Here is a 19,703-nt window from a genome sequence, read left to right as displayed (position 1 = left end):
TCCCTTGCTAACGCATACGGTAGAGGAAGGGTCCCTTCCTTTCAGGTTCCGGGAACTGTGGGACGAGATCGCGCCGGTCGGGCGGGACGCGGACACCGGCGGTTATCTGCGGTACGCGCTCACCGAGCCGGAACTGCGGCTGCGGGCGTGGTTCCGGGAGCAGGCCGACGCCCGGGGCATGCCGGTGGCGCAGGACGGCAACGGCAACCTCTTCGCCTGGTGGGGCGACCCGGACGCCGGTGGCGCGGTGCTGACCGGCAGCCACTTCGACTCGGTGCCGCACGGCGGGGCGTACGACGGGCCGCTGGGCATCGTCAGCGCCTGGCTCGCCGTGGACGAGCTGCGGGCGGCCGGGGTCACCCCGGCCCGTCCCCTGGTCGTCGCCGCCTTCGTCGAGGAGGAGGGGGCCCGCTTCGGCGTACCCTGCCTGGGCTCGCGGCTGCTCACCGGGCAGATCGGCGCCGAGCGGGCGGGCGCGTTGCGGGACGCGTCCGGGGTGAGCTTCGCCGAGGCGCTGGGACACCGCCCGGCGGGCGCCGATCCGGCGTTGCTGGGCCGGTTCGCGGCCTTCGTGGAGCTGCACGTCGAGCAGGGCCGCGCGCTCGTCGACCGGGACGCGCCGGTCGCGGTGGCCAGCGCCATCTGGCCGCACGGTCGTTGGCGCTTCGACGTCACGGGCGAGGGCAACCACGCCGGTACGACCCGGATGGCCGACCGCCGCGACCCCATGTTGACGTACGCGTTCACGGTGCTCGCGGCGAACAAGGAGGCCCGGCTGCGCGACGCGCACGCCACCGTCGGTCGGGTGACCGTGGAGCCGAACGCCACCAACGCGATTCCGTCCCGGGTGACCGGGTGGCTGGACGCCCGGGCCGCCGAGCCGGAGACGCTCGCCGGGCTGGTCGAGGCGGTACGCGCCAAGGCCACCGAACGGGCCCGACGCGACGGCACCGAGGTGACCCTGACCGAGGAGTCGGCGACGCCACTGGTGGCCTTCGACGGCGGCTTGGCCGACCGGCTGGCCGGGCTGCTGGCCGCGCCGGTGCTGCCGACCGGGGCCGGACACGACGCGGGGGTGCTGGCGGCGCACGTACCGACCGCGATGCTCTTCGTCCGCAACCCGACCGGGGTGTCGCACTCCCCCGCCGAGTCGGCCACCGACGCCGACTGCGCGGCCGGCGTGACCGCCCTGGCCACGGTGCTGGCGGAACTGACGCAGGCGGTCCGGCGCGACGCGGAGGGTGCCTGATGACCGCCACCCGCTGGCTCGCCGAGTACGCGTGGCTGCCCGCACACGCCGAGCCGACCCCGGACGTGCTGATCGAGACGGTCAACGACCGGATCACCGGTGTGACGCCGTTGACGCCCGGCGGCGACCCGGACGCGGGCGTGGACGTGCTGGCCGACGCGGTGCGGTTGCCCGGGTTGACGCTGCCCGGGTTGGCCGACGCGCACTCGCACGCGTTCCACCGGGCGCTGCGCGGCCGGACCCACGGCGGGCGCGGCGACTTCTGGAGCTGGCGCGACCAGATGTACACGGTGACCGGTCGCCTGGACCCGGACACGTACCTGGCGCTGGCCCGCGCGGTGTACGCCGAGATGGCACTGGCCGGGATCACCTGTGTGGGCGAGTTCCACTACCTGCACCACGGTCCGGGCGGCACCCCGTACGCCGACCCGAACGCAATGGGCGCGGCGCTGGTCGAGGCGGCGGCGCAGGCCGGGATCCGGCTGACGCTGCTGGACACCTGCTATCTGACGGCCGGTGTGGACGGTGCGCCGCTGGTCGGGCCGCAGCAGCGCTTCGGCGACGGTGACGCCCGGCGGTGGGCGGAACGGGCCGCCGCGCTCACCACCGACCGGGACCGCGCCCGAGTCGGCGCGGCCGTGCACTCGGTCCGGGCCGTCCCGGCCGACCAACTCGCCACGGTGGCCGACTGGGCACGACAGCGGGACGCGCCACTGCACGTGCACCTGTCGGAGCAGCCCGCCGAGAACGACGCCTGCCGGGCCGTGCACGGGCTGACCCCGACCGGGTTGCTGGCCGAGCACGGGGTGCTGGGACCGGCCACCACGGCGGTGCACGCCACCCATCCGACCAGCGCCGACGTGGCCCTGCTCGGGGAGAGCCGGACCGGGGTGTGTCTCTGCCCGACCACCGAACGCGACCTCGCCGACGGCCTCGGACCGGCCCGCCGGATGGCCGACGCGGGGATCCCGCTGAGCCTGGGCAGCGACAGTCACGCCGTGATCGACCCGTTCGAGGAGGCGCGCGCGATGGAACTGGACGAGCGGCTGCGGACCCGTCGGCGCGGCCACTTCGCCCCGGCCGAGCTGCTCACCGCCGCCACCGAGGCCGGGCACGCGGCGCTGGGCTGGACCGACGTCGGTCGGCTGGCGGTGGGTGACCGGGCCGACCTGGTCACGGTGCGGCTGGACAGCGTACGCACCGCCGGGGTGGTCCCGGCGGGCGTCTGGTTCGCGGCGAGCGCCGCCGACGTGACCCAGGTCGTGGTCGACGGCCGGGTGCTGGTCCGCGACGGGCGGCACGTCCGCGTCGACGTCCCGCGCGAGCTGGCCACGGCCATCGCGGAGGTGACCGGTGCCCAGTGAGCCGAACGTGCGGGCGGGCAGCCTGCTGGTGGACAACATCGGCGAGCTGGTCACCAACGAGGCCGGTACGGGCGAGGGCGGGCCGTTGGGCATCCGTCGACGGGCCGCCCTGCTGGTCGAGGCGGGCGAGGTGGTCTGGGTCGGTCCGGCCGCCGACGCCCCGGCCGCGGACCGGCGGATCGACGCCGACGGCGCGGCGGTGCTGCCCGGGTTCGTGGACAGTCACGCGCACCTGGTCTTCGCCGGGGACCGGGCGACGGAGTTCGCGGCCCGGATGGCCGGGCAGCCGTACACCGGTGGCGGCATCCGGACCACCGTGGGCGCCACCCGGTCGGCCACCGACGGGCAGCTCCGCGCCACCGTGCGCCGGCTGCACGACGAGGCGTTGCGGCAGGGCACCACCACGATCGAGATCAAGAGTGGGTACGGCCTCACCGTCGCCGACGAGGCCCGCTCGGTGCGGATCGCCGCCGAGGTGACCGAGGAGACCACGTTCCTCGGCGCGCACGTGGTGCCGACCGAGTACGCCGACCGGCCCGACGAGTACGTGGGGTTGGTCTGCGGGCCGATGCTGGCCGCCGCCGCGCCGTACGCCCGCTGGATCGACGTGTTCTGTGAGCGGGGCGCGTTCGACGCCGACCACGCGCGGGCGATCCTGACCTGCGGACAGGCGGCCGGTCTGGGCGTCCGGATGCACGCCAACCAGCTCGGTCCCGGCCCGGGGGTACGCCTCGGGGTGGAACTCGGCGCGGCCAGTGTGGACCACTGCACGCACCTGGACGACGCCGACGTCGACGCGCTGGCAGCCACCGGGGGCGGCACCGTCGCCACGCTGCTGCCGGGCGCCGAGTTCTCCACCCGGTCGCCGTATCCCGACGCGCGTCGGCTGCTCGACGCCGGTGTCACCGTGGCCCTCGCCACCGACTGCAACCCCGGTTCGTCGTACACGTCGTCGATGCCGTTCTGCGTCGCGTTGGCCGTACGCGAGATGCGGATGACCCCGGCGGAGGCGGTGTGGGCGGCCACCGCGGGCGGCGCGCGGGCGTTGCGCCGCACCGACGTCGGCGTGCTGCGGCCCGGCGCCCGAGCCGACCTCACCATCCTCGACGCCCCGTCCCACCTGCACCTGGCCTACCGGCCGGGCGTACCCCTGATCCGCCAGGTCCTGCGCAACGGAGTGCCACGATGACCGTCACCATCGAACCCACCGGGGTCACCCCCGCCGACGTGCTCGCCGTGGCGCGCGGTGCCGCCACGGTCGTGCTCGCCCCGGCCACCCTCTCCGCGATGGCCACCAGCAGGTCCATCGTGGACGGTATCGAGGCCGCCGGCCGTCCGGTGTACGGCGTCTCCACCGGTTTCGGCGCGCTCGCCAACACGTTCGTCGCTCCCGAGCGGCGTGCCGAACTCCAGCACGCGCTGATCCGCTCGCACGCGGCGGGGGTGGGCGCGGCGATGCCCCGCGAGGTGGTGCGGGCGATGATGCTGCTGCGGGTCCGTTCGCTGGCGCTGGGCCACTCCGGGGTACGGCCGTTGGTCGCCGAGGCCCTGGTCGACCTGCTCAACCACGACGTGACGCCGTGGGTGCCGGAGCACGGCTCGCTGGGTGCCTCCGGCGACCTGGCACCGCTGGCGCACTGCGCGCTGGTGCTGCTCGGCGAGGGCTGGGTGCTCGGCCCGGCCGGTGAGCGGCGGCCCGCCGCCGACGCGTTGCGGCAGGCCGGTCTCGCTCCGGTGGAGCTGGCCGCCAAGGAGGGCCTGGCGCTGATCAACGGCACCGACGGCATGCTCGGCATGCTGCTGCTGGCCATCCACGACGCGGCGCACCTGTTCACCATGGCCGACGTGACCGCCGCCCTGGCGATCGAGGCGATGCTCGGCTCGGAGCGGCCGTTCCGGCCGGAGCTGCACGCCATCCGCCCGCATCCCGGGCAGGGCGTGTCGGCGGCGAACATCCACCGGCTGTTGCAGGACTCGGCGGTGATGGACTCGCACCGCGACGACCTGGCCCACGCGGTCCAGGACGCCTACTCGATGCGCTGCGCACCCCAGGTCGCCGGAGCGGCCCGGGACACCCTGGACTTCGTCCGGACGGTCGCCGACCGGGAACTGGTCTCCGTGGTGGACAACCCGGTGGTGCTGCCGGACGGGCGGGTCGAGTCGACCGGGAACTTCCACGGCGCCCCGCTGGGCTTCGCGGCGGACTACCTGGCCATCGCCGCGTCCGAGGTGGGCGCGATCTCCGAACGTCGGGTGGACCGGCTGCTCGACGTGACCCGGTCGCGGGAGCTGCCCGCCTTCCTCTCCCCCGACGCGGGGGTCAACTCGGGGCTGATGATCGCCCAGTACACCGCGGCCGGGATCGTGGCGGAGAACCGGCGGCTGGCCGCGCCCGCCTCGGTGGACTCGCTGCCCACCAGCGGCATGCAGGAGGACCACGTCTCGATGGGCTGGGCGGCGACCAAGAAACTGCGGACCGTCCTGGACAACCTGACCAGCCTGCTCGCGGTGGAGTTGCTCGCCGCCGTACGCGGACTCCAGCTCCGGGCCCCGCTGACGCCGTCCCCGGCCGGACGGGCGGCGATCGCCGCCCTCGGCGGAGTCGTCGGCCCGCCCGGCCCGGACGTCTTCCTCGCCCCGCTGATGGAGGCCGCCCGGTCCGTGGTGTCCGGCCCCGAGCTGCGCACCGCCATCGAGGCCGAACTCGGCCCCCTCCCCTGACAGCGCGGCTGGCCCGCGCCCGCGCGACGGAGACCCCGGGATCTCGGGGTGGGTCAGGAGGTCGCGGGGAGCACCTTCGCCATCAGGGTGGCCAGTTCGCGCAGGGCCTTGCCCCGGTGGCTGACCGCGTCCTTCTCCTGCGGGGTCAGCTCGGCGTTGGTGCGGTCCTGACCGTCACCGAGGAAGATCGGGTCGTAGCCGAAACCGCCCTCGCCACGCGGGGCACGCAGCACCCGACCCGCCTGGCGGCCGTCCACGAGGTGCTCCTTGCCGCCGGGCAGCACCAACGCGATCGTGCAGACGAAGGAACCGCCCCGGTGCTCGTCCGGCACGTCGGCGATCTGGTCCAGCACGAGCTGGAGGTTCGCCTGGTCCTCGCCGTGCCGCCCGGCCCAGCGGGCGCTGAACACGCCCGGCATGCCGTTGAGCGCGTCTACGGCCAGCCCGGAGTCGTCGGCGACGGTGGGTAGGCCGGTACGCCGACAGCCCTCCCGCGCCTTGATCAGCGCGTTCTCACCGAAGGTCAGCCCGGTCTCCGGCAGCTCCGGGTACGCCTCGACGTCGTCGAGCCCGACCAGGGCGACCCGATGCGCACCGAGCGCCCCGTCCAGGATCCGCTGCAGCTCGACGAGCTTCTTGCGGTTCCGGGTGGCGAGCAGAACCTTGTTCACGGTGTCACCTTTCGTTCGCGACTGCGGGGCTCGCAAGCTCACTCCTCGCGCTCACGGGAGTCACCTTTCCTTTGCTCGCGACCTTTACAGGAGAGCCGCGCGCTGAGCTTCGGCCAGGTCCAGACAGCCGGCGACGGCCAGGTCGAGCAGTGCGTCCAGTTGCTCGCGGGCGAAGACGCCGGCCTCACCGGTGCCCTGCACCTCGACGAAGTCCCCGGTGCCGGTGCAGACCACGTTCATGTCCACCTCGGCGGCCACGTCCTCGTCGTAGCACAGGTCCAGGCGCGGCTCGCCGGACACCACGCCGACGCTGACCGCCGCCACCGACCGGTGCATCACCTTCTCCGGCTTGCCGGCCAGGGCCTTGCGGTCGGCGAGCCAGCTCACCGCGTCGTGCAGCGCCACGTACGCACCGGTGATCGCGGCGGTCCGGGTGCCGCCGTCGGCCTGCAGGACGTCGCAGTCGAGCACGATCGAGTTCTCGCCGAGGGCCTTGAGGTCGATGGCCGCGCGCAGGCTCCGACCGATCAGCCGGGAGATCTCGTGGGTACGCCCACCGACCCGTCCCTTGACGCTCTCCCGGTCGGAACGGGTGTTGGTGGCGCGGGGCAGCATCGCGTACTCGGCGGTGACCCAGCCGAGCCCGGAGCCCCGACGCCAGCGGGGCACGCCCTCGGTGACGCTCGCCGTGCAGAGCACCCGGGTCGCACCGAACTCCACCAGGACGGAGCCTTCCGGGTGGCTGCTCCAGCCACGGGTCAGGGTCACCGGTCGGAGTCGGTCGGGCTCCCGCCCGTCAGGTCGCGCCATGCCTGCACCCTATGCGGTGCCCCGATCGGAGCGTCCCCGGGTGCCGTCGACGCGGCTCAGTCGTGCCCACCGACGGCCAGGGTCACCTCGACGTACCCGTCGACGGACCGGTTGCCCGGCGCGTGGAGGATGGTCGCGGTCATCTCGAAACCGTCCCGGATCCAGGTGTGCACCAGGCAGGAGGGGGCGTTCGGATCGGCGAGGCACTCCCGCATCCGGTCCACGGTGATGCGCAGGCCGGCGTCGCTCAGGAACGCCTGCACGCTCTGGGCCACGTCGACCGGGCATGTGGTGCGTCGGCAGTCGAGCCGGTACCTCGCGCCGACCGACCGGTCGCCCGCCGAGATGCCGACGCGGTGAAAACCGGCGGGAACGCCGGCCGTCTCGACCATCTCCTCGCGCTGCTCCTGGAGTTGGCGTGGCTTGTACCAGCCGTTGTAGGTGAACACGCCACAGCAGCAGAGCAGGAGCAGCAACGCGCCGACACCGACCAGGAGACCCACCACCAGACCGGTGCGGGACCGCTTGCGCGGTGCGGGTACCGGCGGGAACGGTCCTGGACGCGGCGCAGGACCGTACGGCCCGGGGGCCGGCGGGGGCGGCCAGGCTCCGGACGGATGCGGCGCGAACGTCGGAGGGTACGGCCCGGCCGGTGGCCGGCCCGGCGCGGGAGATGCCGGCCGGTCGGCAGGGCGCGGGTCGGGGCCGGCGGAGGGGTCGCTCACCCGCGCGATCCTAGGGTCTGGGCGAGAACGCCGCTGTCCGCTCCCGACGGTGGGTCAGATGTCGTAGCTGGCGCCCGGCCGGACCACGTCCAGCGGGCCGCTGTACGCCGCCGCCGCCGACGTCACGGTGTGCGCCTCGCTGCCCCAGGCGGCCACCAGGTGGGTCAGCAGCAGCCGTCCCACGTTGGCCTTGGCCGCCGCCTCGCCCGCCTCGCGGCCGGTGAGGTGCAGGTCGGGCGGATTGTCCACGCCGTCCAGGTAGCTGGCCTCGCAGAGGAAGGCGTCGGCGTTCTGGGCCAGCCGCAGCAACGCCTCACAGGGGGCGGTGTCGGACGAGTAGCAGAGCGTCCGACCACCGTGCTCCAACCGTACGCCGTACGTCTCCACCGGATGCAGCACCCGGTCGACGGTGACGGTGAACGGGCCGATCGGGAAGGTACCGGGCTGCAACGCATAGAACTGGTACACGTCCTCGACCGTGCTGTCCTCCTGCCCGTACGCCGCGGCGAGCCGGTCCGGCGCACCGGCCGGGGCGTACACCGGCAGCGGCGGGTACGGGCCGTCCGGGGCGTACCGCCGGACCACCACGTACGACGCGGCGTCGAGGATGTGGTCGCAGTGCAGGTGGGTCAGGAGGATGGCGTCCGGGGCGTGCAACCCGGCGTAGCGCTGGAGGGTGGACAACGAGCCCGGGCCGAAGTCCACCAGGAGCCGGAAGTCCTCGGCCTCGACCAGATAGGCCGAGCAGGGGGACTCGGGTCCGGGGAAGCTGCCCGCACAGCCCAGGACGGTCAGTCGCATCGAGTTGTCTCGCTGTCACGATAGGTAGCGATCGAGCCGGTCGCCGCTCCGGAGATGATCAATACCGACGCGTACGCCACGCTGCGCAGCCTACGCCCGCCCACCTGGAGGCAAGAATGATCCGCTGGAAGTTGTCACCAACGTGACACCCGTTCCGCCCATCCGATCGAGGCCGGATTACCGGACCGGCCGATCCGGACCGTCCGACGCGACGAGGGCCACCGGCATCATGCCGATGACCCTCGTCGATGTCGCTGGGCTCAGGCCCAGAGCTGCCCCTCCAGGGCGTCCTCCGCGTCGGCGAGCGTGCCGCCGTACGCCCCGGTGCTGAGGTACTTCCAGCCGCCGTCGCTGACCACGAACGCCACGTCGGCACGGCGGCCGTCCCGCACCGCCTCGTGCGCCATGGCCAGGGCGGCGTGCAGCACCGCCCCGGTGGAGAAGCCGACGAACAGACCTTCCACCTCCACCAACTGCCGGGTACGCAGCACCGCGTCGCGGGTGCCGACGGAGAACCGTCGGTTGAGCACGGTCGCGTCGTAGAGCTCCGGGACGTACCCCTCGTCGATGTTGCGCAGGCCGTAGACCAGCTCGCCGTAGCGCGGCTCGGCCGCGACGATCTGGATGCCCTCGACCTTCTCGCGCAGGTAGCGTCCGGTCCCCATCAACGTGCCGGTGGTGCCCAGCCCGGCCACGAAATGGGTGATCGTGGGCAGGTCGTGCAGCAGCTCGGGGCCGGTCGTCTCGTAGTGCGCCCGGGCGTTCGCCTCGTTGCCGTACTGGAACAGCATGACCCAGTCCGGGTGCTCGGCGGCGATCTGCTTCGCGGTGGCCACCGCCTGGTTGGAGCCGCCCGCCGCCGGCGAGAAGATGATCTCCGCGCCGTACATCCGGAGCAGCTGCACCCGCTCGGTGGAGACGTTCTCCGGCATCACGCAGACCAACCGGTAGCCGCGCAGCTTGGCCACCATGGCCAGCGAGATGCCGGTGTTCCCGCTGGTCGGTTCAAGGATCGTGTCGCCGGGCCGGAGCTTGCCGGACTCCTCGGCGGCCCGCACCATGAACAGCGCGGCCCGGTCCTTGACGCTGCCGGTCGGGTTGCGGTCCTCGAGCTTGGCCCACAGCCGCACCGGCGGTGCCCCGTCGGGCACCGTCGGCGACAGTCGGGGCAGCCCCACCAGGGGCGTGCCGCCACAGGCGTCCAGCAGGCTGTCGTACCGCGTCATCGCGGCCGCCTCAGCTCGCGGCGACGGGCGCGCGACGCCCGGCGGCGCTGTGCTGGCTGATCGCCGCGGCGGCGGCGAAGCCAAACGCGCCACCGGCCACGGCGGGCAGGATGGTGACGCTGTCGCCGTCGTTCAGCTTGGCGTCCAGCGCGCCCAGGAAGCGCACGTCCTCGTCGTTGACATAGACGTTGACGAAGCGGTGCAGCGCGCCGGCCTCGGTGACCAGCCGGCCCCGCAGCCCGGCGTGCCGGGAGTCCAGGTCGGTGAGCAGGTCGTCCAGCGTGTCACCGCTGCCCTCGACGACCTTCGCGCCGCCGGTGTAGCTGCGCAGGATGGTGGGGATGCGAACCTCGATGGCCATGTGTCGTACTCCTCGATCGGGTGTGCTCGGTGACGGGAAAGGGTGTGCGGGTGCTGACGGGGATCAGCGGCCCGAACACTCGTAGTCGACCGTCGCCGGGCTCTGCCCGAACATGTACGACTGCACGGCGTGCGGATCCACCCCGGCGTCGAGGATCCGCACCGGCTCCTCGGTGACCACCCCGTCCACGATGCGGAAGGAACGGATCTCCTCCGTGTCGGGTTCGCGGGTGGAGACGAGCAGATAGTGGGCGCCGGGCTCACCGGCGAAGGAGATGTCCGTCCGCGAGGGGTACGCCTCGGTGGCGGTGTGCGAGTGGTAGATCACGACCGGTTCCTCGTCGCGGTCGTCCATCTCGCGCCACACCCGCAGGTGCTCCATCGAGTCGAACTCGTAGAACGTCATCGAGCGGGCGGCGTTCTCCATGGGGATGTGCCGGGTCGGAGTGTCACTGCCGACCGGGCCGGCGACCACGCCGCAGGCCTCGTCGGGGTGGTCCCGACGAGCGTGGGCGACGATCGCGTCGACGATCGACCGGTCGATGCTCAGCACGCCGCCAAGACTAGCGCCCGGCGGCCCACGACCGCGAGGTCGCGCCGGTCACAGTCACTCGATCAAGGCGTTGAGCAGGGACTCCTGGAGATAACCGAGATACGCGTAGACCGAAAGCTGGAACACCCGGCTGGAGGACGGGTCCTCGGCGACCGCATCGTCCAGTTCCGCCCCCAGATCGGTGCCGTCCTTGATCTCCAGCCGTACGCCCATCGCCAACCGGGCGTCGTTCAGCGCCCGCAGCCATGCCTCGGCCGCCTCGGCGTCCAGGCGTACCTCTCCGCCGCTGTCGGCGTCGTCGGGCAGCGCGGCCAGGATCGCCCCGGCCTGATCGATCTTGGCGGTCTTCAGGTCGCCCTCGGTGTAGCGGCGGAACTCCGCCGTCCCCGCCGCGTCCTCCGGATAGACCTCGGGGAAGAGCCGGCACACGACCGGGTCGGAGTGGTCGAACCCGTCGGTCAGCAGCCCGACCACCTCGGAGGCGACCTTGCGCAGGACACGCACCTCGTCGACGGCGAACGTGGCGACGTACCGGTCACCCCGGCGGCGGAACATGCTCATGAGCGCTCCACCGTCGCCCACAGCCCGTAGGCGTGCAGTTGTGAGGCGTCGTGCTCCATGCGCTCGCGGGCCCCGCTGGAGACCACCGCCTTGCCCTTGTGGTGCACGTCCAGCATCAACTGCTCGGCCTTCTCCCGGCTGTAACCGAAGAGCTTCTGGAAGACCCAGGTCACGTACGTCATGAGGTTGACCGGGTCGTCCCACACGATCGTCACCCACGGCCGATCGGAGGCCGGCACCTCATCGGTGTCCGGGGTCTGCGCCGGTGCAACCTGCGGAGCCGCCATGCCCCCCATCGTGCCACCGGTTCGGCGGAACCGAGGAACCGGAACGCCGGACCGGGTGGGATCGCCACCGACCGCCGCCCGATGACCACGGCTGGTCGTCCTGAGCGCGCACGCGAGCACCCCGGTGGGAGGACCGCCGGGGTACGCCGCGTGACGGTCAGGCGAGCAGGATGCCGTGTTCGGCTGCATCGGACAGCACCATGCCGAGCGAGAGACGGACCACCTCGAACCGGCGCGAGATCTCCCGGGACAACTCCAACTCGATCTCCCGCAACGCCCGCTGGGACCAGGCCCGCGCGGCGCTCTGGTCGGCGTTGGCGGGCGTACGCCAGTGTTGCCAGCAGCCACCCGCCAGCGACACCGCGACCGGCGGCAGGATCTCGGTCCGCGGCACGGTGGGGTACGCCGCCAGCGCGTCGATCGCGGCGGGGCCGGTCAGCGACGCCACGCCCGCGGTGCTGGTGACCAACAACACCCGCTCCAACTCCGGGCCGGTGACGTGGTCGGGCATCCCCCACCGGACCGCCTTGGTGATGCGGCGACGGACCCCTTCCGGCAGCGGCGCGCCGAAGAGTCGACCGCCGATGTCCTCGACCAGTTCCCGCACCGCGTGGTCGCACTGCACGGTGGCGAGCAGGGACAGCGCCTCCATCTCCCGGTCGAGCAACTGCGGCAGACCGGCGCAACCGGTGCCGAAGACGATCTCCTGCACCACCCGCAGGTGCAGGTTTGCCAGTTCCAGCGCCAGATGTTGGCGGATGCGCCGGCCTGCGGACCCCACCTGGCGGTCGAGTCGTTCGGACCACTCGCCCGGCTCCGGCAGCACCGGCACCCGGCCGTGCAGGCCGGGCACGTCCGGCGGATCGAGGCTGGAGCGTTCCAGCCCCTCGTCGGAGGCCCACCCGACGAGCACCCGCCGCAGGGCCAGCGCGTCGCCCTCGACGATCGGGAACCAGCGGGCCTCGGCCAGCCCGGGTACGGCGGCGAGCAACGCGGCCCGGTGCGCCTCGACGATGACCGTGATCGGATCCACCGCCGTGCCGTCGGGCGCCTCGGCCGGCTCCGGCGACGTCCAGCCGCTCGCACCCGGCGTGACCGCGAAGAAGACCTGGACCGGGCTGTCCACGACCTCGGCGAGCAGGTGCAGCTCGGCGGCGCTGAAGGACTGGTCCGCGGCGATCACGAACAGCAGTGCGCCGGCCCGGCCGGCGGCGTCGAGCACGACCCCGGCGCCGGCCCGCCCGAGCGACGAGAGGTCCGGCGTGTCGACGAGCTGGTAGTGCTTGAGCAGCGGCTCGGGCAGGCTCAGCTCGACCCGGCGGGGCGGCCGGGCCAGCGCCGGCCCGACCTCCGGCAGGTCCGTCCGGTACGAGAACGGCGCCCGGAAGCCGGGCACGTAGGCGGACCGGCTCGCCTCGGTCGCGTGCCGTACCACCAACCAACTTCCGGTCGGCACGGTGAGCATCCCGGCATCGAGGTCCAGCAGGGCGGCCAGCACGTTCGCCCGGCCGGCACCGGCCGGACCCACGGCGACCACGCCGAGGGGCTCACGCGGATCGACGGTCACGCCGAGCCGATCGGGGAACGGGCGGTGACCCGGTGGCCCGGTCGCATCGTCGGGCGTACCGAGGTCGTGGAGAGGGCCCGGCTTCATCAGGCGGCGGCCTCCGAGGCTGGGCGGCCGGCAGAGCCGGTCGCGGTGAACATCCGGCGACGCACCCGGATTTCGGAAGAGTACGGGCGTGGGCGTCGGGAATGGGACAAACGAAAGTACTCTGCGGTAACTCCGCGACTACTCAACTTCATCCGCTCGGGCTACCGGCCGGGGCATAGTTCCATCGATATGCTGCGCGAATGAGTCGGTGGAAGTTCGTGGGCCGCACGGCGGAACTCGACCGTCTGCAGGCGGCGGTGACCGGCGCCCAGGGCCGGCGAGGCATAATCTTCGCCGGAAGCCCGGGTATCGGCAAGAGCCGCCTGCTCCGGGAAGGCGTCGACGCGCTTCCCGTCGAGGAGTACGCGGTCTGGTGGATCGCGGCCAGCGCCACCACCCAGGCGGTGCAGTTCGGCGGTCTGGTGCAGGTGCTTCCCGTCGAACAACCACAGGGGCTCTCCCCGGCCGGCATCCTGCGCTGGGCATTGGACGTGTTACAGCAGCAGGCCGCGGGCCGACGGATCGTGCTCGCCGTCGACGACGCGCACCTGCTCGACCCGCCGTCGGCCGCGCTCGTACACCTGGTCGCCCGCTCCGAGAACGCCTCCGTGGTGGGCACCCTGCGCGACGGCGAGCAGATCCCGCTGCCGATCCGCGCACTGTGGACGGACGGACTGGTCGACCACGCCGAGGTGAGCCCGCTGCCACCGGCGGAGACCGCCCGACTGCTCCGGGAGATCCTGGGGTGCCAGGTCGACCACGCCTCGTCCGAGCGGCTCGGCCGACTCAGCTCCGGCAACCCGCTGCTGCTACGCGAACTGGTGCACGCCGTCACGAACAGCGGCGAGTCCAGCACGAAGTACGGCGTCTGGACCTGGACCGGCCGGCTGGAGCTGGCGCCCAACCTGACCGAGCTGATCGACATCCGGATCACCCAGCTCACCCCCGGCGTACGCACCGTCGTCGAGCTGGTCGCGTTCGGCGAGCCGCTCGGCCTGCGGCTGCTCTACCGAGCGGCGGAACAGGCCGATGTGGAGACCGCCGAGGAACGCGGCCTGATCACGGTGGCCCCCTCCGACCGGCGGGTCGACGTACGCCTGGCCCACCCGCTCTACGGCGAGGTGGTGCGTCGGCAGTGCCCGGTCAGCCGGACCCGCCGGTTGCAGGCACACCTCGCCGAACTGCTGGAGGGTGTCGGCAAGCGACGCCGGGAGGACCTGCTGCGGGTCGCCGTGTGGCGACTGGACTCCGGCACCGCGCAGGATCCGGCGATGCTCGTCGACGCGGCCGGTCAGGCGTTCGCGCGCTACGACGTACCGCTGGCGACCCGGCTGGCGCGGGCCGCGCTCGACGCCGACGGCGGGTTCGACGCGGCCGAGCTGCTGGCCACCATCCTGATGTTCGCCGACCGCCCGGCCGAGGCGCTCGGCGTGCTCGACGCCGTCGCCACCGACACCGGTGACGAGGAGCGGCTCAGCCGGTGGCTCACGGTCCGCGGCATGGTCAGCTACTGGGGACTCAGTCAGCACTCGACGGTGGAGGAGATCGCCAAGCGCGGCAGCGACCTGAAGGACCACGCCGCCCAGGCCCGGGTGCGCTCCTTCGAGGCGATCATGCGGCTACACCGGCTGGACGCACCGACCGCGCTACGGCTCGCCCAGAACGTGCTGGACCGGCCGGCGGCCAGCATCGCCGCGCGGGAGCTGGCCCGATGCGCCATCGCCCACCTCCAGGCGGTGCAGGGACAGCTGTGCCGCAGCGCCACCGCGGTCGACCTCGTGCAGGCGAAGGTGGCCAGTTGGCGGGCGGACATGCCGTACCTCCAACTCGCCGTCGAGCTGGCCCGGGGCACCCGGTTGGCGCTCTCCGGTGACCTGTCCGGCATCGACGCGCTGGTCGCCGACGAGTTCGCTGACCTGGCCGACGCGGGCGACTTCCGGCTGGGCAGCGGGTACCTGGCGATCCTGCGCGCGTACGCGGCCCGGCTGCGCGGGCGCAGCGACGCGGCTCTGCAGGCCGCGCTCGGCGCCTGCGCGGTGCTGGCGACCAGCCGGGTCTACGCCGGTCTCGCCCAGGCCGAACGCGCGCAGGCCGCAGCGTTGCGCGGCGACGCCCGGCAGGCGGCCGAGGCGATGGCCGAGGCGGACCGCACCCACGCGCCGAGCATGGCGGTGCTGTACCCGTGGCTGGAACAGGCCCGGGCCGCGACGTTCGCGGCCGGCGGTGACCTGGCCGGCGCGACGGCGCACCTGCACGGGCTGGTCGACCGGCTGCGGGTGGACGGCTTCGCCGGACACGAGACCCTGGTGCTGCACGATCTGGTACGCCTCGGCGAGGCCACCGCGCCGACCGGCCCGACCTGCTCCGACGGCAGCCGCCGCACGGTCGCCCAGCGGCTGACGGAACTCTCCGAGCAGGTCGACGGCAATCTGCCTCCGCTCCTGGCCCGGCACGCCCGCGCCGCGGCGGAGAGTTCCCCCGAGCAGTTGCTAGCCGCCGCCGACGGCTTCCTGGACCTGGGGCTGGCACTGCCGGCCGCGGAGGCCGCCGCCGAGGCGGTGCACCTGCTGCGCCAGCGTCGCTCGCCGCAGCTCGCCAGTGCCGGCGAGCGGCTCGCGGTGATGCTCGGCTGCTGTGACATGGTGCACACTCCGGCGCTGCGCGCGGCCACCCCGACGCTGAGCGAGCGGGAGTGGCAGGTGGCCCGGCTGGCGGCCCACGGTGAGACCAGCCGCGCCATCGCTGAGCAGCTCTTTCTCTCCGCACGGACGGTGGAGAACCACCTCCAGCGGATCTACACCAAGCTCGGGGTGACCGGGCGCGTCGAACTCAGGGCGGCGTTGCGGACGATCCCGGGCCACGGCGGCACGGCTACCACCTGAACCCTAGGCTGGGGCTGTGCACAGCCTTCGTCCCGCTCTGCTGACGGACCACTACGAGCTGACCATGGTCAGCGCCGCCCTGCGCGACGGCACGGCGGACCGCCGCTGCGTCTTCGAGGTGTTCAGCCGGCGGCTGCCGATCGGCCGCCGGTACGGCGTGGTCGCCGGCACCGCCCGGCTGGTGGAGATGCTCCGCGAGTTCCGCTTCGACCCGGCCGACCTGGACTTCCTGCGCCGCACCGGCGTGGTCGACGAGCAGGGTGCCGCCTGGCTCGCCGACTACCGGTTCACCGGCGACATCGACGGATACCCCGAGGGCGACCTCTTCTTCCCCGGCTCCCCCATCCTCACCGTCTCGGGCGGCTTCGCCGAGTGCGTGGTGCTGGAGACGCTGGTGCTGTCGGTGCTCAACCACGACTGCGCGGTGGCCGCCGCCGCAGCGCGGATGGTGACCGCCGCCCGGGGCCGGGCCCTGATCGAGATGGGCTCCCGGCGGGCGCACGAGGAGGCCGCCGTCGCCGCGGCCCGCGCCGCGTACCTGGCCGGGTTCCGGTTCACCTCCAACCTCGCCGCCGGCCAGCGCTACGGCATCCCCACCGCGGGCACCGCCGCACACGCGTTCACCCTGCTGCACGACGACGAGCGGGCCGCCTTCGCCTCGCAGGTCGCCACGCTGGGCAAGGACACCACGCTGCTGGTCGACACGTACGACATCAGCCAGGGCATCCGGAACGCGATCGAGGTGGCCGGGCCGGAGCTGCGGGCGGTCCGGATCGACTCCGGCGATCTGGCGGTGATCGCCCAGCAGTCCCGCGAGCTGCTGGACTCGCTCGGTGCCACCGAGACGAAGATCATCGTCTCCGGCGACCTCGACGAGTACGCCATCGCCTCGCTCGCCGCCGAGCCGGTGGACATGTACGGCGCCGGCACCGCCGTGGTCACCGGCTCCGGCGCACCCACCGCCGGCCTGGTCTACAAGCTGGTCGAGGTCGAGGGGCGGCCGGTCGTCAAGCGCTCCGAGCACAAGGCCACCATCGGCGGGCGCAAGGTGGCGGTCCGCCGACACAAGCCCACCGGCACCGCCACCGAGGAGATCGTCGTCCCGCAGGGCGTGCCGGACCGCCGTCCCAACGACCGGCTGCTGCAACGGTCGTACGTGGCCGACGGCGAGCCGGTGACGCTGCCGACGCTTGACGAGTCGCGCGAACACCTGCGTCAGTGCCTGATCTCCATCCCGTGGGAGGGCCTCAAGCTCTCCGCGGGCGACCCGGCCATCCCGGTCACCGTCGTACCCGCCGAGTGAAAGGAGCGCGTCGGTGAGCAACGCGCTGATCATCGTCGACGTGCAGAAGGACTTCTGCGAGGGCGGTTCGCTGGCCGTCGCAGGCGGTGCCGGTGTCGCCGCCGGGATCTCCCGGCTGCTGGCCGGCGAGCCGGACCGCTGGGACCACGTGGTGGCGACGAAGGACTACCACGTCGACCCGGGCAACCACTTCGCCGACGCACCGGACTTCGTCAGCACCTGGCCCCGGCACTGCGTGGTCGGTACCCCGGGCTCCGAGTTCCACCCCGAGCTGGCCACCGACCGGATCGAGGCCGTCTTCCACAAGGGCGAGTACGCCGCCGCGTACTCCGGCTTCGAAGGGCAGGCCCCCGACGGCGAGGGACTGGCCGACTGGTTGCGCCAGCGCGGAGTGGACCGGGTCGACGTGGTCGGCATCGCCACCGACCACTGCGTCCGCGCGACCGCCCTGGACGCCGCCCGCGAGGGCTTCGCCACCACCGTGCTGCTGGATCTGACCGCAGCCGTCGCGCCGGACACCACCGACGTCGCGTTGCGTGCCTTCGACGGTGCCGGGATCACCGTGCACGGTGCCCCTGTGATCAGGGACGCATGACCCGCTAATTCGTTGGCGTCGGCACCACCCTCCGTCGAGGATGTCCGGCGGAGGTACGGACCGACGTGAACATGAAGCCTTACCGGGAGGCGCTCGCCCTACCCGGTCTCCGGTCGTTGCTGCTGGTGGCGGTGCTGGCCCGTATCCCGCTGACGGCGACCGGGGTCACGTTGACCTTCTATGTCGTGCAGGATCTCGGGCGCGGCTACGGCGCCGCCGGACTGGCCGGTGCCGCGATCACCGTCGGTGCCGCGATCGGCGCCCCACTGCTCGGCCGGCTGGTGGACCGCCACGGGCTGCGTCCCGTCCTCGTCCTCACCACCGTCGCCGAAGCCGTCTTCTGGTCCACCGCGCCACAGTTGTCGTACCCGCTGCTGCTGCCGGCCGCCTTCCTGGCCGGCCTGCTCGCGCTGCCCATCTTCTCGGTGATCCGGCAGTCCGTCGCCGCGCTGGTGCCGCCGGAGAAGCGCCGCCCCGCGTACGCGCTCGACTCGATGTCCGTCGAGCTGTCGTTCATGATCGGCCCGGCGCTCGCCACGGTCGGGGTCACCACCATCTCCGCGCGCCTCACGCTCTACCTGGTCGGCGCCGGAATCGTCACCGCCGGTATCGCGCTGTGGCTGCTCAACCCGCCGGTCCGCAGCGCCGGTGAGGCGGCCGCCGGTCCGCAGCCGAGGATCGCCCGACGCCAGTGGCTCACCTCCCGACTGATCGCCGTCTTCGCCGTCAGCACCGCGGCGACCCTCGTACTCGGTGGCACCGACGTGGCGGTCATCGCGGTCCTGCGCGAGAACGGCGACGCCGGGTTCACCGGCGTCGTCCTCGCCGTCTGGGCGGTGGCGTCGCTGGCCGGCGGTTTCGCGTACGGCGCCGCCCGCCGCTCCTTCTCCACCGTGGCGTTGCTGGGCACGCTGAGCCTGTGCACCATCCCCGTCGGGTTGGGCGGCTCACACTGGTGGCTCCTCTGCCTGGCCCTGATCCCGGCCGGAGCACTCTGCGCGCCCACCATCGCCGCCACCTCCGACGCGGTGAGCCGCCTCGCCCCCGCCGGGGTACGCGGCGAGGCGATGGGTCTGCACGGCTCGGCCGTCACCGTCGGCATCGCCGTCGGCGCCCCACTGGCCGGGGCGGTCATCGACGCCTCCAGCCCGCTGTGGGGATTCGTCGTCACCGGCGCTATCGGCACCCTGGTGGCCCTCGCGGTCCTCCCGATCGAGCTACGCCACCGCCGCGCCGACCGCGCCGCCCTCGACACCCCACCACCTACCGTCCCCGCCGGAACCACGACGACTTCCCTCCCCGTGCCCGCGACGCCTGCCTCCATGCCCGCGACACCTGCCTCCATGCCCGCCGACGCCACGACCGCTCCCCTCCCCGAGCCCGCGGCACCTGCCTCCGTGCCCGCCGACGCCACGACCGCTCCCCTCCCCGAGCCCGCGACACCTGCCTCCATGCCCGCGACACCTGCCTCCGTGCCCGCCGACGCCATGACCACGCCCGTCGCCGTCACGGCCGCAGCCGACACGACGCCAGCAGGGTTCTCCCTCGCGCCTGTGACCGGTACACAGGTCACCGTCGCCGGGTCTGCACCGAGGCCCATCGCCGTGGTCCGATCCGGCCCGGACCACGAATCAGCAGCGGCCTTCTCCACGACAACCTCCTGACACCGCCGCCGCGTCACTCCCGCACCCGCCGCGTCCCTGGCTCCTCACCTCTCGCCCTGGCCCCGCAGCCCGCGCCCCCGCCCTTGCCCGTCACCCCTTGCCCGTCACCCCTTGCCCGTCACCCCTTGCCCGTCACCCATGGCCCCTCGCACCGGCCCTGACCGAGCCGACGGCCGACGGCCCCTGGCCCTCGGCAGTGGGCCCACGGTCGAGTGCCCACGGCCGAGTGCCCACGGCCGAGTGCCCACGGCCGAGTGCCCACGGCCGAGTGCCCACG

General features: G+C 73.2%; 17 protein-coding genes and 1 pseudogene. 8 read left to right on the top strand and 10 right to left on the bottom strand.

What is annotated here, in order from left to right; all coding sequences use genetic code 11:
• The first annotated feature begins 4 nt into the window (after window positions 1–4).
• The 4 genes from ABT008_RS03780 to hutH are packed head-to-tail and all read left to right on the top strand — an operon-like array spanning window position 5 to window position 5,334.
• Window positions 5–1,249: an allantoate amidohydrolase gene (locus tag ABT008_RS03780; protein WP_350693385.1), complete on the top strand. Its 1,245-nt coding sequence runs from the start codon at window positions 5–7 to the stop codon at window positions 1,247–1,249.
• Entirely contained in the window at window positions 1,249–2,613 is a 1,365-nt protein-coding gene (locus ABT008_RS03775) for a formimidoylglutamate deiminase (RefSeq protein WP_350693384.1), read from the top strand. The genes ABT008_RS03780 and ABT008_RS03775 overlap by 1 nt, the downstream gene beginning before the upstream one ends.
• A 7-nt stretch (window positions 2,614–2,620) precedes the next feature.
• Complete coding sequence (hutI, locus tag ABT008_RS03770; protein WP_350694046.1) at window positions 2,621–3,802, top strand: imidazolonepropionase; 1,182 nt, start codon at window positions 2,621–2,623, stop codon at window positions 3,800–3,802.
• A complete protein-coding gene (gene hutH / locus ABT008_RS03765; protein WP_350693382.1) occupies window positions 3,799–5,334 on the top strand; it encodes a histidine ammonia-lyase in 1,536 nt (511 codons plus the stop codon). Before hutI ends, hutH begins: the two co-directional genes overlap by 4 nt.
• 53 nt (window positions 5,335–5,387) lie before the next feature.
• Here the strand turns inward: hutH and rdgB are convergent, their stop codons facing one another.
• The 10 genes from rdgB to ABT008_RS03715 form a co-directional block, all read right to left on the bottom strand.
• Window positions 5,388–6,005, bottom strand: a complete 618-nt coding sequence (gene rdgB, locus ABT008_RS03760; protein ID WP_350693380.1) for an RdgB/HAM1 family non-canonical purine NTP pyrophosphatase — start codon at window positions 6,003–6,005, stop codon at window positions 5,388–5,390.
• 84 nt (window positions 6,006–6,089) lie between these two features.
• Window positions 6,090–6,815 (bottom strand): ribonuclease PH, encoded by a 726-nt coding sequence (gene rph, locus ABT008_RS03755; RefSeq protein ID WP_350693378.1) that lies wholly within the window; start codon window positions 6,813–6,815, stop codon window positions 6,090–6,092.
• A gap of 56 nt (window positions 6,816–6,871) precedes the next feature.
• Window positions 6,872–7,318 (bottom strand): hypothetical protein, encoded by a 447-nt coding sequence (locus tag ABT008_RS03750; protein ID WP_350693376.1) that lies wholly within the window; start codon window positions 7,316–7,318, stop codon window positions 6,872–6,874.
• A gap of 276 nt (window positions 7,319–7,594) precedes the next feature.
• Entirely contained in the window at window positions 7,595–8,341 is a 747-nt protein-coding gene (locus tag ABT008_RS03745) for an MBL fold metallo-hydrolase (protein WP_350693374.1), read from the bottom strand.
• 260 nt (window positions 8,342–8,601) lie between these two features.
• Window positions 8,602–9,567, bottom strand: coding sequence for a PLP-dependent cysteine synthase family protein (locus ABT008_RS03740; RefSeq protein WP_350693373.1), 966 nt, complete (start codon window positions 9,565–9,567; stop codon window positions 8,602–8,604).
• A 10-nt stretch (window positions 9,568–9,577) separates the two neighbouring features.
• Window positions 9,578–9,928: a MoaD family protein gene (locus ABT008_RS03735; RefSeq protein WP_350693371.1), complete on the bottom strand. Its 351-nt coding sequence runs from the start codon at window positions 9,926–9,928 to the stop codon at window positions 9,578–9,580.
• A gap of 63 nt (window positions 9,929–9,991) precedes the next feature.
• Window positions 9,992–10,480, bottom strand: coding sequence for a M67 family metallopeptidase (locus ABT008_RS03730; RefSeq protein ID WP_093401918.1), 489 nt, complete (start codon window positions 10,478–10,480; stop codon window positions 9,992–9,994).
• A 54-nt stretch (window positions 10,481–10,534) separates the two neighbouring features.
• Entirely contained in the window at window positions 10,535–11,041 is a 507-nt protein-coding gene (locus tag ABT008_RS03725; protein ID WP_350693370.1) for a DUF2017 domain-containing protein, read from the bottom strand.
• Window positions 11,038–11,328, bottom strand: a complete 291-nt coding sequence (clpS, locus tag ABT008_RS03720) for an ATP-dependent Clp protease adapter ClpS (RefSeq protein ID WP_350693368.1) — start codon at window positions 11,326–11,328, stop codon at window positions 11,038–11,040. The genes ABT008_RS03725 and clpS overlap by 4 nt, the downstream gene beginning before the upstream one ends.
• Window positions 11,329–11,485: 157 nt before the next feature.
• The gene (locus ABT008_RS03715) at window positions 11,486–12,982 is read right to left on the bottom strand and encodes a P-loop NTPase family protein (RefSeq protein ID WP_350693366.1); all 1,497 of its coding nucleotides are present in this window, start codon (window positions 12,980–12,982) and stop codon (window positions 11,486–11,488) included.
• A gap of 200 nt (window positions 12,983–13,182) precedes the next feature.
• On the opposite strand from ABT008_RS03715, the gene ABT008_RS03710 reads away from it, so the two are divergent.
• The 4 genes and pseudogenes from ABT008_RS03710 to ABT008_RS03695 all read left to right on the top strand — a co-directional run.
• Window positions 13,183–15,864 (top strand): LuxR C-terminal-related transcriptional regulator, encoded by a 2,682-nt coding sequence (locus tag ABT008_RS03710; RefSeq protein ID WP_350693365.1) that lies wholly within the window; start codon window positions 13,183–13,185, stop codon window positions 15,862–15,864.
• A 16-nt stretch (window positions 15,865–15,880) separates the two neighbouring features.
• Window positions 15,881–17,167 (top strand): nicotinate phosphoribosyltransferase, encoded by a 1,287-nt coding sequence (locus tag ABT008_RS03705; protein WP_350693363.1) that lies wholly within the window; start codon window positions 15,881–15,883, stop codon window positions 17,165–17,167.
• Between the two features lie 13 nt (window positions 17,168–17,180).
• Window positions 17,181–17,762 (top strand): isochorismatase family protein, encoded by a 582-nt coding sequence (locus tag ABT008_RS03700; RefSeq protein ID WP_350693362.1) that lies wholly within the window; start codon window positions 17,181–17,183, stop codon window positions 17,760–17,762.
• 71 nt (window positions 17,763–17,833) lie between these two features.
• Window positions 17,834–19,027, top strand: a pseudogene (locus ABT008_RS03695) (MFS transporter); the annotation flags it as partial.
• Window positions 19,028–19,703 lie beyond the last annotated feature (676 nt).

Origin of the sequence: Micromonospora sp. NPDC002389, assembly GCF_040296095.1 — a bacterium.
Classification (GTDB): Bacteria; Actinomycetota; Actinomycetes; order Mycobacteriales; family Micromonosporaceae; genus Micromonospora.
The sequence above is the reverse complement of the archived record's forward strand: the minus strand, read 5'-3'. Positions and strand labels throughout refer to the sequence as shown.